Annotated in this window: 12 protein-coding genes; 4 read left to right on the forward strand and 8 right to left on the reverse strand. The window is 34.0% G+C overall.

What is annotated here, in order from left to right; all coding sequences use genetic code 11:
* Positions 1-64: 64 nt before the first annotated feature.
* The 4 genes from lpxA to C1638_RS19165 all read right to left on the reverse strand — a co-directional run bounded on the left by lpxA (position 65) and on the right by C1638_RS19165 (position 4,578).
* Positions 65-859 (reverse strand): acyl-ACP--UDP-N-acetylglucosamine O-acyltransferase, encoded by a 795-nt coding sequence (gene lpxA, locus C1638_RS19150; protein WP_076352562.1) that lies wholly within the window; start codon positions 857-859, stop codon positions 65-67.
* Complete coding sequence (locus C1638_RS19155; protein WP_076352563.1) at positions 860-2,257, reverse strand: bifunctional UDP-3-O-[3-hydroxymyristoyl] N-acetylglucosamine deacetylase/3-hydroxyacyl-ACP dehydratase; 1,398 nt, start codon at positions 2,255-2,257, stop codon at positions 860-862.
* Positions 2,250-3,281: a UDP-3-O-(3-hydroxymyristoyl)glucosamine N-acyltransferase gene (gene lpxD, locus C1638_RS19160; RefSeq protein ID WP_109623559.1), complete on the reverse strand. Its 1,032-nt coding sequence runs from the start codon at positions 3,279-3,281 to the stop codon at positions 2,250-2,252. The genes C1638_RS19155 and lpxD overlap by 8 nt, the downstream gene beginning before the upstream one ends.
* A 79-nt stretch (positions 3,282-3,360) precedes the next feature.
* Entirely contained in the window at positions 3,361-4,578 is a 1,218-nt protein-coding gene (locus C1638_RS19165) for an HD domain-containing protein (protein ID WP_076352565.1), read from the reverse strand.
* Positions 4,579-4,847: 269 nt separating this feature from the next.
* On the opposite strand from C1638_RS19165, the gene C1638_RS19170 reads away from it, so the two are divergent.
* The 4 genes from C1638_RS19170 to C1638_RS19185 all read left to right on the forward strand — a co-directional run bounded on the left by C1638_RS19170 (position 4,848) and on the right by C1638_RS19185 (position 9,506).
* Entirely contained in the window at positions 4,848-6,488 is a 1,641-nt protein-coding gene (locus C1638_RS19170; RefSeq protein ID WP_109623560.1) for a S41 family peptidase, read from the forward strand.
* Between the two features lie 131 nt (positions 6,489-6,619).
* Entirely contained in the window at positions 6,620-8,164 is a 1,545-nt protein-coding gene (porX, locus tag C1638_RS19175) for a T9SS response regulator signal transducer PorX (RefSeq protein WP_109623561.1), read from the forward strand.
* A 110-nt stretch (positions 8,165-8,274) separates the two neighbouring features.
* Positions 8,275-8,652 carry an MliC family protein gene (locus C1638_RS19180; protein WP_109623562.1) on the forward strand — a complete coding sequence of 126 codons (378 nt, stop codon included), beginning with the start codon at positions 8,275-8,277 and terminating at the stop codon, positions 8,650-8,652.
* 89 nt (positions 8,653-8,741) lie between these two features.
* Positions 8,742-9,506, forward strand: coding sequence for an exodeoxyribonuclease III (locus C1638_RS19185; protein WP_109623563.1), 765 nt, complete (start codon positions 8,742-8,744; stop codon positions 9,504-9,506).
* A 66-nt stretch (positions 9,507-9,572) separates the two neighbouring features.
* Here the strand turns inward: C1638_RS19185 and C1638_RS19190 are convergent, their stop codons facing one another.
* From C1638_RS19190 to rimO, 4 genes are all read right to left on the reverse strand, one after another.
* A complete protein-coding gene (locus C1638_RS19190; RefSeq protein WP_106914920.1) occupies positions 9,573-9,944 on the reverse strand; it encodes a septal ring lytic transglycosylase RlpA family protein in 372 nt (123 codons plus the stop codon).
* A 793-nt stretch (positions 9,945-10,737) separates the two neighbouring features.
* Positions 10,738-11,373, reverse strand: coding sequence for a hypothetical protein (locus tag C1638_RS19195; RefSeq protein WP_228428222.1), 636 nt, complete (start codon positions 11,371-11,373; stop codon positions 10,738-10,740).
* Between the two features lie 113 nt (positions 11,374-11,486).
* Entirely contained in the window at positions 11,487-12,125 is a 639-nt protein-coding gene (locus tag C1638_RS19200; RefSeq protein WP_109623565.1) for a hypothetical protein, read from the reverse strand.
* Positions 12,126-12,508: 383 nt separating this feature from the next.
* Entirely contained in the window at positions 12,509-13,810 is a 1,302-nt protein-coding gene (rimO, locus tag C1638_RS19205) for a 30S ribosomal protein S12 methylthiotransferase RimO (RefSeq protein ID WP_109623566.1), read from the reverse strand.
* Positions 13,811-13,854 lie beyond the last annotated feature (44 nt).

The raw sequence follows: 13,854 nt of genomic DNA on the forward strand, positions 1-13,854 counted from the left end.
TTGGCTCTTATAAGCAAATGTGCTTTCTCAGCATTCTTTACCTTTTTGCCATTTCAACTACTTATTAGTTGCTTTCTTTGGTGGTTCCATAGCCTTTCACAATACCTCTTGGAGAGTTTTGGATAAACTGTAGGATTTCATCTCTTTCAGCAGTAGGTAGCATTTCTTTTTCAATGTATGCTAACGCTTGGGAAACGTTCATTTTCATTTGGAAAATTGTTCTGTAGATTTTTTGAATTTCGAAAATCTTCTCATTAGTAAATCCTCTTCTTCTTAAACCTACGGAATTGATACCTGCATAAGACATTGGTTCTCTAGCTACTTTCACGTAAGGTGGAATATCTTTTCTTACCAGAGTACCTCCGGAAATCATTACATGTTTCCCAATTTTACCAAATTGGTGAACAGCCGATAAACCTCCCATTACAGTGTAATCTCCAATCTCCACATGTCCTGCAATACCACAACCGTTTACAATGATAACGTGATCTCCGATGACGCAGTCATGTGCAATGTGTGAAGTAGCCATAATAAGGCAGTTAGCCCCTATTTTAGTATGACCTAAGGCTTTTGTACCTCTGTTTACCGTAACACATTCTCTGATCGTTGTATCATCACCGATAATTACCTGGGTGTCTTCACCATCAAATTTCAGATCCTGAGGGATTGCAGAGATTACAGTCCCGGGAAAAATTCTACAATTCTTCCCTATTCTTGCCCCATCCATGATGGTAACATTTGGACCAATCCATGTTCCTTCTCCAATTTCTACGTCCCCAGCAATTGTAGTAAAAGGTTCTACAATTACATTTTTGCTGATTTTTGCGCGTTTATCTACGGCTGCTAATTGATGAATCATTTAATCAACTTTATTTTTTGCAACTTGAGCCATAAGCTCTGCTTCTACTGCCACTGTGTCTCCTACATATCCGTACCCCTGCATGTGAACGATACCTCTTCTGATAGGCTCAATCAATTCAATTTTGAATATAAGCGTATCTCCCGGAATTACTTTTCTCTTGAACTTCACTTTATCAATTTTAATAAAGTAAGTAGAATAGTTTTCTGGGTCGGGAACACTTGCCAAGACTAAGATACCCCCTGTTTGAGCCAAAGCTTCAACCTGAAGAACTCCAGGCATTACAGGTTCCTTAGGGAAATGTCCCACAAAGAAAGGTTCATTCATTGTTACATTTTTCAGTCCTACTACATGAGAGTCTGAAAGTTCAAGAATCTTATCGATTAATAAGAACGGAGGTCTGTGAGGCATAAGCTTCATAATTCCGTTGATATCAAATACCGGCTCTTTAGTTAAATCAAAGTCCGGAACGTTTTTCTTTTTCTGCAATTTCCACTGACGGTTTAATTTCTTCGCAAATTGAGTATTCACAAAGTGTCCTGGTTTGTTGGCAATAACCTTACCTTTTATTTTCACACCTGCCAAAGCTAAATCACCAATTACATCCAGTAATTTGTGTCTTGCTGCTTCGTTAGGATAGTTTAGGTTAAGATTATCTAGAATACCGTTTGGTCTGATGGAAACATTATCCTTACCAAAGGCTTTCTTTAATTTTTCTGTAGTTTCCGGAGTAAGATCCTTATCTACATACACGATCGCATTGGAGATATCTCCCCCTTTGATCAATCCGTGGTCTAAAAGCATTTCCAATTCATGTAAGAAACTGAATGTTCTTGCTGAAGAGATTTCGTCTTTAAACTCGGAGATATTTTTAAGAGTAGCATTTTGAGTTCCTAAAACTTTAGTTCCAAAATCTACCATTGTTGTTACTTCATAAGTATCTGAAGGAATGATTGTGATCTCTGAACCTGTAGCCGGATCGCTGTACGTAAGAACTTCTTTTACGACCAGATATTCTCTGGCAATATTTTGATCCACAACCCCTACACTTTCGATAGCCTCTACAAAATATTTTGAAGATCCATCAAGGATAGGTGGCTCTGAAGCATCCATTTCCAACACTGCGTTGTCTATATCACAACCAACCAATGCTGCCAAAAGGTGCTCACAGGTAGTAATTTTTACGCCAAGCTTTTCTAATGTTGTACCTCTCTCTGTTGCTACTACATAATTAACATCAGCTTCAACCTGAGGATGTCCCTCCAAATCGGTTCTTACAAATACAAATCCCGTATTTTCCTTTGCGGGTTTGATGGTAAGTTTTACTTCTTTACCAGTATGAAGGCCTATTCCAGAAAGAGTTACCTCTTCCTGAAGCGTTTTTTGCATATCACTCATTAGTATTATCTTTTGAGTTATTCTCAAGATTATTTATTCTGTTGACTATTCCGGGTAAATTCCTGAAGTGAACATAGCTTCTCAAATAGTCATTATAGCTGATTGCTGGTGAACCATACAACGTTTCTCTATCATTAACACTGGAGTTCACGCCACTCTGAGCTTGAATTTTCACTTGGTTTCCGATTTTGATATGTCCAACAACTCCTACCTGACCTCCAATTTGATTCCAATCCCCAATGGTAGTAGAACCTGCTATTCCTGCTTGCGCTGCAATTACATTATTCTGACCAATTTTCACGTTGTGAGCAATCTGAATCAGATTATCAATTTTTGTTCCTTTCCCAATGATAGTAGAGCCTATTGTTGCTCTATCGATGCTACAGTTTGAACCGATTTCTACATCATCTTCAATAATGACATTTCCAAGCTGTGGAATTTTTTTAAACCCTTCAGCTGTCGGTTGAAACCCAAAACCATCACCTCCTACTACCGTATTGGAGTGAATCACACAATTATCTCCAATAATACAGTAGTCGTAAATTCTGGCTCCACTGTCAATTTTACAGTTTTTACCAATTTTCACTCCTTTTCCTATATATACATGTGGATAGATCTGTGAACCCTCCCCGATCTTGGCTTTTTCAGAAACATATGTAAATGCTCCTATATAAGCTCTATCACCTATTACGGCTGTATCATGGATGGATGAGCCATCTTCAATACCCTCTTTTCTTCCTCTCATTTCCTGATACAAATTCATCAGGACCTGAAAAGATAAGTAGGCATCTTTTACAACGATTAAGGTAGGGGCATAACTATTTTCATTCAGAAGTTTTTCCGAAACGATGATAACAGAGCACTTTGAGGTATCCAAAAAATGAGAAAATCTATCTTGTGCTATAAAAGAAAGATGTCCTGATTCTCCATTTTCAATTGGAGAAACCCCTGTAATAAGTGCAGTCTCGTCACCTATTATTTTTCCGTCAATAAAACTTGCAATTTGCGAAGCTGTAAATTCCATATTCTGCAAAGATAAGAAATTCTATAATTTGCAAACATTTTTTGGTTTCAGATCGTAAATTTTAATATTATTTAAGAATCTAGTTAGAGATATCTCTCGGAAACATAAGGATATAGCGTGTTGTTTTGTTTACCATTAATCCTGATAAAAGCTGATCTTCAGACTCATGAAGTTTCATTCTTCTGCCATTTTTTTGCAATAAATAGATCGGTTGCTTTTCTGTATCATAAGGTAAAAGCTTTCTTTTTATCTCCTGAACCAATTCTTTTCCGTTATTGATACCAAAAAATTCATTGGTATTTTTTACTTTTTCATTAATAATTTCATCGTTGAATGGATGTGATGAAATAATTGTTTTGGGAAGATTTCTCTGAATGACACTTTTACACCAATAAGACAGTACAAAATCATCAGAGTTCTGCCATTCTTTCATTGCCTGAATGATATCATTATCGTCTAGTTGGGTAAATCTTTCTACATCTTCATTGGTTGCAGAGCTTTTACTACGGTATAAGAAATACTTCAGATTATCCGTTGCAGGCAGTTCTACTCCCTGAGAGATCAGATATTTTGCTCTTTCAAGAATTTTAACCAATAGAAACTCTGCAAGAGCTGATGTCTTATGATAATATACCTGCCAGTACATGAACATTCTGGCCGTTAAAAAGTTTTCAATAGAATATATTCCCTTTGCATCGATAACCAGCTCTCCTTCTTCACAGACATTCATCATGGAAATAATTCTTTGGGTATTAATATTTCCCTCCGAAACTCCTGTAAAAAAGCTATCTCTATTCAGATAATCCAGCCTGTCTACATCCAATTGAGATGAGATAAGCTGATTGAAGAATTTTCTGTGGTATTTTCCCTGAAACATTTCAATAGCCATCGAAAGTTGCCCATCAAACTCTTCGTTTAATTTATTCATGAGCAACAGCGAAAGGTTTTCGTGATGCCAGTCATCCATTAGCATACTTTCCAGTGCGTGGGAAAACGGACCATGTCCGATATCGTGCATTAAAATTGCCAACATTGCTCCTTTTTCTTCTTCCTCAGAGATTTTGACACCTTTCTGCCTTAATGTTTCTAGTGCTGTAAACATCAAATGCATAGCTCCTAAGGCATGATGAAACCTCGTATGCGTCGCTCCGGGAAAAATAAGATTCAAAAGTCCGGTTTGTCCTATTCTTCTCAGTCTCTGGAAGTAAGGATGTTCAATAATATCGAATAAAATTTCGTGTGGAATTTTGATAAACCCGTGAACAGGATCGTTGATAATTTTTAGCTTATTCTGCATTGAATCGTCAATATTAGTAAACAAAGTTAGGGATTTTAAATTTTAGGGATGATTAAATTAGTATTAATAGCAGGGAGTAAAAAGTTAGAAGAGTAAAGAGTCAGGCTTAATGTTACTATGAAATAGCAATTACTCAAAATCGAAACTGTTTATTGAATACAAAAATCACCTCTTTCTACCCCAACATATTTATCTTATCAAATATTCTGTAATAACCATTGCATCTGTTATTTTTTAAATTTATCTTTGAGAAAACCCAATACCTTTTGATGAGAAAATATCTTTTTTTCATTTTATTATTTTTAAGTCTACATTGTTCTGCACAGATTTTATCTGAAAATCAAAAACTGGAATCCCTCTGCAAAGTTTGGGGATTTTTGAAATATTACCATCCACATGTAGCAAAAGGTGATATAAACTGGGATAAGCAACTTCTCAAAAAAATCAATGAGATTGAAAGCATTCATGATAAAACCGGGTTAAACAATTTATACGCTGCCTGGATTGACAGTTTGGGAAAAGTAGAAGAATGTAAGGAATGCTTACAAAAGGATAACAAAACTTATTTTTTGAAAAACTTTGATCTAAGCTGGATAGACAATACCGATATATTTACTGAAAGCACTGCTCAAAAGCTTCATTATATTGAAACTAACCGCAATATTGGAAGTAATCATTATATAGGAAAAGGTGGAAGAAAAATATACTTCAGAAATGAAGATTCCTATGGATCAAAATTTACTTCCGGATCAATCAGTTTGCTGGAACTATTCAGATACTGGAATTATGTAGAATATTTCTTTCCTTATAAATATGAAACTGATCAAAACTGGAATGATGTTCTGAGAGAAATGATTCCAAAATTTCTTACTGTTCAGAATGATAAAGATTATCACTTGACTTTAGCAGAATTGGTAGCAAAAATAGATGATTCACACGCCTTTCTTTTTTCAACACTGGTAAGCCTTAATCAATATGGTAACAGAAAACTTCCTGTGGAATATTCTTATGCAGAGGGAAAATTAATCATAACAAAAATAAATACCAATCGATTTCATGAGAAAACCCCTTTCTATGTAGGAGATATTATTTATGACGTTAACGGCAAAACTATTCCAGAAATGGTCAACAGCTATGGGAAATATATTTCTGCATCTAATTCCTGGGGGAAAGTAAATAAGGTGAAAAGTAAACTTCTTTTCAATAATATGGATTCTATTTCCGTTAAGTTGGAAAGAGATGGACAGAATATGGAAGTTGTGGCCAAAACATATTTCCTTAAAGATATTATCAGTAAGAAAAATCCAACTCTTCAAAAGTGGAAATTTCTGGATCAGGAAAAGAAAATTGGGTATGTTAATATGGGAGTGATCACCAAGGAAGATCTGGATGAGATGTACAGAAATCTACGATCTACAAAGTCCATTATTTTTGATCTTCGAAATTATCCTAAACTGACAATTCTGCCTTTAAGTGAGATTTTGCTTCCACAAGCAACTATTTATTATCAATTCAATTTCCCTGAAACCAATTATCCAGGTAAATTTTACAGCAGAAAAAACAGCATCGGAAAAAAAAATCCTGAACACTATAAAGGAAATGTAATAGTTTTGGTAGATGAGAATACTCAAAGCCAGGCTGAAACCACCACTATGATGTTCAAACAACATCCAAAAGCAAAGATAATAGGAAGTAATACTTCGGGGGCCAACGGAGATATCATCAGATTTAAGCTTGCGGATCTGGACACATGCTTCACCGGTCTTGGTGCTTATTATCCGGATGGTAGAGAAACCCAAAGAATTGGGATCATTCCCGATATCCTCATAAAGCCTACAGTGGACGGAATCAAAAATGGAAAGGATGAAGTGTTGGAAAGAGCTTTGATGTATATAAAAAACAATGAATAACAGAGGATATACAGAAAATGCCCTCAGAGATTTTCATTTAACTAATATTTAACTTTTAAACTTTCGATTTTGTGAGATTTTAAAAGGAATTGGTCAACATTTTGATACAATAATCATGTAAAAAATAAATTATGTCAGAAAAGATATTATGGATCGATGATGAAATAGATTTACTTAAACCTCATATCGTATTTTTAGAGAAAAAAGGTTACCTGGTAACCCCTGTTAACAACGTGAATGAGGCTTTGGAACTTATGGATTCAGAAAAATTTGCTTTAACGCTCATTGATGAAAATATGCCTGGCATTTCCGGGTTGGAAGCCATCCCTATGATCAAGGAAAAAGATAATTCCTTAAAAATTGTAATGGTGACCAAAAGTGAGGAGGAACACATCATGGAAGAAGCCATTGGCTCTCAAATTGCCGATTATATATTAAAGCCTGTCAATCCTAATCAGATATTACTTTCCTTAAAGAAAAATCTTCAGGAGGACAACTTGGTAGAACAAAAAACCATTTTACAATACCAACAGGAATTCAGAAATCTTTCCATGGAACTTTCTTACTTGAGAACGTACCAGGAGTGGGCTGAATATTACAAGAAGATCCTTAGCTGGGAAATTAAATTTGACAAGGTAGCAGATAATGAGTTTGCCGATCTTCTACAATCTCAAAAAGAGGAGGCCAACATCCAGTTTGCAAAGTTTATTGAAAAAAATTATGAACACTGGCTAACTGATTCTGACAAGCCAATGATGAGTCATACCCTTTTCAAAGAAAAAGTAAAGCCTGAAGTTGAAAAAGATAAAGTACTCTTATTAATGGTAGACAATCTTCGTTTCGATCAATGGAAAGTTATTGAGCCTTTGTTCACGAAATATTATAATAAAATTTCGGAGGATTATTACTATAGTATTCTCCCTACTGCAACACAATATGCAAGAAATTCTTTCTTTGCAGGATTAATGCCATCAGAGATTGAAAAACGTTTCCCTGAAAAATGGTTTAATGACAATGAAGAAGGAAACAAGAATGAATTTGAACGTGATTTCTTGGAAGATCAAATGAAAAGAATTGGTATTGGGAACAAATCCATGAAGTATCTTAAAGTACTGAACGCTGATTTTGAAAGAAAAATCTATGATGATTTTAATCAACATAAAAACAATGATCTCTTGGTGATCGTATATAACTTTATTGATATCCTTTCCCATGCTAAAACCGATAACCATATTGTAGATCAGCTGATCCGTGATGATAAAACATTCCGATCACTGACATTCAACTGGTTTGAAAATTCTTCATTACTGAAAATTGTTAAAGCAGCGGCAGAAAATGGCTATAAATTAGTCATTACAACAGACCACGGAACAGTTTACGTTAAAAAACCAAGTAAAGTTGTTGGAGATAGAGAAACCTCTACTAATATCCGATATAAAACCGGTAAAAGTTTAACATACGATGATAGCGATGTATGGGCTATTACCAATCCTGAAAAACTTTTCCTTCCAAAAGGAAACCTAAGCTCGAAGTATATCTTTGCTAAAAACAATATATTCCTGGCTTATCCAAAGAATTACAATCATTTTGTAAATTACTATAAAGAAACCTACCAACATGGTGGAATTTCACTGGAAGAATGTATTATTCCTATCTGTGTTTTAGAACCCAAGTAGTTTATTTAATTTTAGGTTTAAAGCGGAAAAAATCAATTGATTTTTTCCGCTTCTTTATTTAAGGCATTTATTTTGCATGGTAAGAAACATCCATAAATAAATATAAACCTATGAAAAGAACCATTTTTATTACAGCAACACTAGCCGCATTATTTTTAACTTCATGTAATAAAGAAAAGAGTGCAACAGATTCTTCATCTGCAACCACAGACAGCATTGCGTCAAAACCATCTGATTCCGCAGCTGTTTCCGGTAATAAGGATGAAATTGTAAAAAGTACATCAAAGGACAATAGTGGAAAAACATTGGAAATGACTTTCAACAACACTAAAAATACTGCTACAGTAGTCTTTAACAAAGAAACGATTGAATTACAAGGACAAAAGCCCGCATCTGGAATCTGGTATAAGAATGACCATTATGAACTTAGAGGAAAAGGTGAAGAAATTGAACTGACAAAAGACGGTAAAACAGTTTTTAAAAAATAAAATATCTTACTAAAAAAGATAAAAGTCGGTTTTGAAATTCAAAATCGACTTTTTTATTTCCTTACATTTGAAAAAATTTACTATTCTTTATGAAATTAATCACCTATAATGTCAATGGAATCAGGGCAGCCTTTACCAAGGATTTTTTGGGCTGGCTAAAAATTGCAGACCCGGATATTATCTGCATTCAGGAAAGCAAGGCCGGAAATGACCAAATAGACATCGAAAGCCTTGAAAAATCAGGATACCACAGTTATTGGCATTCAGCAGTAAGAAAAGGCTATAGCGGCGTCGGAATCGCCTCAAAAACAAAACCTAATCATATAGAGTATGGTTGCGGTATTGAAAGCTATGATAATGAAGGAAGAATCATCCGTGCTGATTTTGACGGATACTCTGTTATTTCAGTGTATGTTCCCTCTGCTTCCAATATTGAAAGGCTTGAATTTAAAATGCAGTTTTGCCATGACTTTCTAGCGTATATCAAAAATTTAAAAAAAGAAATTCCAAACCTTATTATATCTGGTGACTTTAATATTTGCCATGAGGCTATCGATATTCACAATCCTGAGGGCCTAAAGAATGTTTCAGGTTTTCTTCCTATGGAAAGAGAGTGGATGACCAATTTTATGAATGAATGTGAACTAATAGATAGTTTCAGGTTTTTTAATAATGATCCTGACAACTATACATGGTGGAGTTACAGACAAAATTCAAGGGCTAGAAACAAAGGCTGGCGATTAGATTATAACTTCACTTCTTATAGTTTAAAAGACAAGCTTAGCAGAGCTGTTATTTTAAAGGAAGCAGTACATTCAGACCATTGCCCTGCTCTATTAGAATTAGATCTATAATAATAAACACCTATAAACGCAAAAGCCAGCTGAATCAGCTGGCTTTTCATAATTTAAATCATAAGATTAATCGACAATTTCATATTCGACCGGAATTGTACCATGGTTGATATCTCCGATCTCATCGAACGCAGCTTTAGACATGTCTAAAGATCTTGATGAATGGAAAGGTCCTCTGTCATTGATCCTCACTATTACTTCTTTACCATTCTTAAGGTTAGTAACCTTAACGTTTGTTCCAAAAGGAAGCGTTCTGTTTGCTGCAGTAAACTTTGAGTTATCAAAGATTTCTCCGCTAGCAGTTTTTCTACCGTTAAATTTATCGTGGTAGTACGATGCATAACTTGTTTTTTTCGCATCTAAGGCGTTATTCGTAAAAGAATAAATACCTAAGGTTGAAATCATCATTATGATTACGAGAATGAATCTTTTCATCATTTTGAAATTTTATTGGTTTTGACAGGGCAAAAGTATCAGGAATCTCATTAACTCCCTATTCCAATTGTTAAAAACTGTTAACGAAAACCAAAACATATGTTAATTGAACTTGTAACCACCTATGAATAGGGATTTTAAAGCACACTGTTAAAAAGTGTTAAAAAAAAGAGGTAAATGTTAATATATTTAACTAATTCATGCATAATTTAAAAAAATAAATATTATAAATAACTAATAATCAAGATTTTATAAAATTCACAAAATTATAAGAATAGAAATAAAATCAGCTTTGAAACAAAAAACATTTAAGATCTTCAATATCCTGAAAGTCTCTGATAGTAATACTTTGGAGGCATAAAGCATCATCTTTCTTTTTTTTTTAACAGCAGTGTTAACATCAAAAATTAGATTTCCTGAAATTTCAACTCAATTTTTAAAGTTAATTTATATCATCAGGCTTAAAAAAAGATCATCTTCTCTGAATATATTCCTCAAAAATAAGTTTTTAAGATCAGCTTAAAAAGTTTTTTATTGAAAATATATTCATATTTACTCTAGCTATATTTCAGAAACAAGAGATGACAAACAATAAAAAGAATTAATATGTTCCATCATATAGCTTTAAAAACAGACTTAAATAAGGTGTATTATTAACTTAAGAGTTCTATAGAAATAATGGATTTAAGAGTACTTAAATGCTTTAAACAATATTCTTAATCTTTTTCAACATATTAAAAACAAAAAAACCAATGATATGCTCATTGGTTTTCATTATATAATTAAAATATAAATCTTATCTAATGTATTCTAATACATAATCATATGTATCAGCAGGATAAACAACAGATATGCTTGGAGAACCTGTAACAGCATTAGCTGTAGCTCCCAAGTTATAAGAATAAAGGTCTCTTGAATAAACTACTTTATTACCCGTACCTGTAGTCTTATAGATTGTAATACCATATAAAGAAGTCATACCTGAAGGAGAAGGAATATTAACTGTGGTAGATGTTCCATTTGTAGTAAAAGATCCTTTGATAGCATAAACTTGCTTATCAACACCAGGGCTAACGTTTATAATTGTATTTGTAGTTGTCTCAGAAGTTCCGATAGTTACTTTAGGAGATGCTCCTCCTACTGGTACCCATCTACCATTAGTAATGTTACCTGGATTACCTGGATTTGAGAAATAGTAAAATCCTGGAATAACAGCTGTAACGATACCTTGACCAGTAAGAGTATTACCTGTTGCAGAATTATATACAACCATACCATCGAAATTAGACAAGGTAACATCATTGTCCATTGGTGAAGTATTGAACTGGAACGTTGTTAGATTTGTTCTAGGGAACCCCATTCCTCTACCATTACTCTTATTAGCCAGACCTTCAAAGTTACTTGCATCTAGAAAATAGTTAGTCCCCGTCAAGGAAGTAACTACATTTGAGTTAGTTAAAATCTGGGCATTGGCAGAAGCACCAGCTAATAGTAAAAGTCCACCAAAAATATTTAAAAATTTATTTTTCATTGTATTATGTTTTATTAGTTTCTACCAGAAATTATATACCAATTTGTACCATTACTATAAATTTCAATAGCTGAAATAGGGGTAAGAGTTGACATTCCTTTAGGAGTACCTACTCCATCAGTACCAGCAAAAGTAAGGTTACCTCCGGTTTGGTTTCTAATGTGAATTCTTCTTCCGTTATAAGAAGCGGGGGTAGGTAAAGTCAAATCAGTTCCTGTAGTAAATTCCCAATAATCAAAATTAGAATTTGTCCAGTTATAACCTGTAGTAGCACCTTGTGCTAAGTTTAATCTAAATGGAACAGCTACAGCACCACCAACTGCAATCCAAGTGTTAGTAGTTTGGCCATCATAGTAATAAAAGCCAGCAGCTGTAACATTTGTTGTTTTGGTCGTAACAGTACCGTCTATTGTTGTAACGAAAGCAAGTGCTCCATTTTGAGCTGCTGTATAAGCATTGTCTTTAGTTATCAATTGCGCTCTTGTCATACGAGGGACTAATAAGGCATCAGGTCTTGTATTATCTGTAATATTAGCTACTACATCTAAAGTTGCGGCAGGTGTGGTTGTGTTAATCCCCACTCGCCCCTGTTGAGCCTTAGAAAGGGCCGAAAGGCCAACAAGCATAATTGCTGTTAATAAAAATTTTTTCATAAGTTTTTAAAGATTTTAATTACATTATTTTTCATCAATATTTCCAAAGAGGAAGATACATCTCAACTTGTTATTATTATAAGCCAATATAAATAAAAAAAATCAGATTTTTTTGAATTTTTCAGCTACATTTAAACAAATAACTTGTTGAAAGTATATGATTTAAAAACATTGCTTAGTGCAAATTTAAGACATAATTTTTTAATTTATATACTTTATAAAGAGAAATTAAAAAATCTTAATATACAATAATTATAACTAACTAAAAATCAATAACATAAATATTTCATCACTTAAATCATTTATGTTAAATTCTAGTAATATTTCAAATTTTTAAGCTTAAAAAAACATGACTTTATTCCTGATTAATAGCCATTTATATTTTAGGCTAATTCACCATATAAGTCAAATTCTTCTGCTGAAGTAATCTTCACATCTGCAAACTCTCCAATAGAGATATAAGTATCTTCTGCTGACACTAAAACAGTATTATCTACATCCGGAGAATCGTACTCTGTTCTTCCGATAAAATAGTTTCCTTCCTTACGATCAAAAACACATTTGAATGTCTTACCTACTTTTTCCTGATTCTTTTCCCAAGAAATTTGAGACTGCAACTCCATGATTTCTTCTACTCTTGCTTCCTTTACTTCCTGCGGAATATCATCCTCTAATACGTGTGCAGTAGTATTTTCCTCATGGGAATACGTGAAGCATCCTAATCTGTCAAATTTTTGTTCTTTAACCCAATCCTTAAGTTCCTGAAATCTTTCTTCCGTTTCCCCCGGATATCCTACAATAAGAGTTGTTCTAATAGCCATATCAGGAACTTTCTCTCTGAATTTAGCCAAAAGTGCATCTGTCTTTTCGTGGGTTGTACCTCTCTTCATGGATTTCAACAAGTCAGAATTGATATGCTGAAGTGGAATATCTATATAGTTACAAACTTTAGGTTCTTCACGGATAATATCTAAAACATCTTCCGGAAATCCGCTTGGAAAAGCATAATGAAGACGGATCCACTCCACTCCCTCTACTTTTACCAACTCTTTTAATAGATCTCCTAAAGCTCGTTTTTTATAAAGATCCAAACCGTAATAAGTAAGATCTTGGGCAATAAGAATTAATTCTTTTGTTCCTTTTTTTGCTAATTTCTGAGCCTCAGACATCAGCTTTTCGATAGGTGTAGAAATATGACCTCCTCTCATCAATGGAATTGCACAGAAAGAACACGGTCTGTCACAACCTTCAGAAATTTTCAGGTATGCATAATGCTTTGGAGTAGTTGTTAATCTTTCTCCAACCAATTCATGCTTGTAATCTGCACCAAGATGTTTTAATAAAATAGGAAGATCCCTTGTTCCAAAATACTGGTCTACATCAGGAATTTCTCTCACCAAATCTGGTTTATATCTTTCGGAAAGACAACCAGTAACGAATACCTTTTCTACTTCACCTCTGTTTTTGGCTTCAACATAATCAAGGATAGTATTAATGGATTCTTCCTTTGCATTATCTATGAATCCACAAGTATTGATAACCACAATATCTCCGCGGTCTTCATGAACCACTTCCTTACCATTGGCTTTCAGCTGGCTCATTAATACTTCAGAATCATATACATTCTTGGAACATCCAAGAGTAACTACATTGATTTTCTTCTTCCCTACAGATTTTGTACGCATCTTTTTGATTTTGAGTCTGCAAAGATACAAAATATTGAATAGTA

Source organism: Chryseobacterium oncorhynchi (genome assembly GCF_002899895.1).
GTDB classification, from domain to species: domain Bacteria; phylum Bacteroidota; class Bacteroidia; order Flavobacteriales; family Weeksellaceae; genus Chryseobacterium; species Chryseobacterium oncorhynchi.